This window comes from Streptomyces sp. NPDC002156 (assembly GCF_053593675.1).
In genome coordinates this window covers 1-1,766 of sequence record NZ_JBSFDA010000362.1, presented here as the reverse complement: position 1 = coordinate 1,766, position 1,766 = coordinate 1, and the positions used below count along the sequence as shown (strand labels likewise).

Here is a 1,766-nt window from a genome sequence, read left to right as displayed (position 1 = left end):
CCGTCGAGCGAGCCGTCCTCCAGCGGGGAGACCGGATACCCGACCTTCTGCATGGCCCGCTTGGTGAACTCGTCCGTATTGACGATGATCTCGGCGCCGCGCGGCACATCGGCGATGTTCGCCTTCAGCGCGGCCGGGTTCATCGCGACGAGCACGTTGGGCGCGTCACCGGGCGTGAGGATGTCGTGGTCGGCGAAATGCAGCTGGAACGAAGAAACGCCCGGCAGTGTTCCTGCGGGCGCTCGGATCTCGGCGGGGAAGTTCGGCAGAGTGGACAGATCGTTCCCGAAGGACGCGGTCTCGGAGGTGAAGCGGTCCCCCGTGAGCTGCATTCCGTCACCGGAGTCCCCCGCGAACCGGATAATCACCCGATCGAGTCGACGTACGTCCTTTACGGCGGCCGGGTTGCGCTGCTCTCCCACGACGGATCCGACGGCTCCGACGTCTGCGCCGGCCTTCTCCGCTGACCCGTCCGCTGAACCGTTCGCTGAACTGTCCGCTGGACTGCTGACCTGGCTGGTCACTGAACTGGACCTCCTTCGAGGCGGCGGCCTGGGGCGGTCCTCCCGCGGACCTTCCCAGGATCAACAGTACGTCGGTAAGGGTCGCCTTCCCTGGACCGATCGCATGATGGACGCCATTTTGAGACGGTTCGGCGCCCTGACTTGTCATGATTTCCTGCCCCGCAGCGCTGACTCGGTAGACGCTCCCGGCCGGGTCTCCGGTTCTGCCGCGGACCGAGCGCCTGTTGCCGGGTGCGGCCAGACCCTGACGGGGCGTCAGACGGCTAGGAGTTGAGGTAGGTCAGAACGGCCAGAACCCGCCGGTGATCACCGTCGCTCGGCGAAAGCCCCAGCTTCAGAAAAATATTGCTGACGTGCTTCTCGACGGCACCGTCACTCACGACGAGCTGCCGCGCGATGGCCGAATTGGTCCGCCCCTCGGCCATCAGCCCCAATACCTCCCGCTCCCGGGGCGTGAGCCCGGCAAGCACGTCCTGCTTACGGCTGCGCCCCAGCAACTGGGCCACGACCTCGGGATCGAGCGCGGTACCCCCCTGGGCCACTCGCACCACCGCGTCCACGAACTCCCGCACCTCGGCGACCCGGTCCTTCAGCAGATACCCGACGCCCCGGCTGGACCCGGCGAGCAGCTCGGTCGCGTACCGTTCCTCGACGTACTGCGACAGCACGAGCACACCGAGTTCCGGATGCGATTTCCGCAGCTGTACGGCGGCCCGGACCCCTTCGTCGGTATGCGTGGGCGGCATCCGCACATCCGCGACGACGACGTCCGGGAGCTCGTCCTGTGCGGCCAGCTCGGTAATGGTCTTGATCAGCGCGACTCCGTCACCCACACCGGCGACGACGTCATGCCCACGGTCGGTCAACAACCGGGTCAGGCCCTCCCGAAGCAGCACTGAATCCTCGGCGATGACCACCCGCACCCTGTCCTCCACGATTCCCCGGCCCCCCATACCCCGTCCGAACACCAGGCTCCAGCATCCCAGTATTCGGACGAGGAAGGGGGTGATGTCGAGGGGTTTCCTGCACGGCTCGGGCAGTTGTCCCGCCCCCGCCGCCCCTACCCGTCCCATCCCTCCATCCCTGGGGGCTACGCCCCCAGACCCCCCTACGGCCCTGAACGGGCCGAGGGCAACCGCCCCCGCAGCTTCCGAAGTACAGGCGGCGTCTCTTCAGCGCCGGCCGGGGCATTTCAGCCCGTCCGGCGTTTGAGGACGAGGCCGTTCAGGCCGACAAGCGGGG

Annotated in this window: 2 protein-coding genes; both read right to left on the bottom strand. The window is 67.5% G+C overall.

The genetic code is table 11. The features are described from left to right. Nucleotides 1–524 (bottom strand): 2-oxoacid:acceptor oxidoreductase family protein (locus tag ACWCRB_RS49700; RefSeq protein WP_451002357.1); only part of this gene is annotated, 524 nt, incomplete at its 3' end. A gap of 263 nt (nucleotides 525–787) precedes the next feature. Then, the gene (locus ACWCRB_RS49695) at nucleotides 788–1,477 is read right to left on the bottom strand and encodes a response regulator transcription factor (protein ID WP_328285662.1); all 690 of its coding nucleotides are present in this window, start codon (nucleotides 1,475–1,477) and stop codon (nucleotides 788–790) included. Nucleotides 1,478–1,766 lie beyond the last annotated feature (289 nt).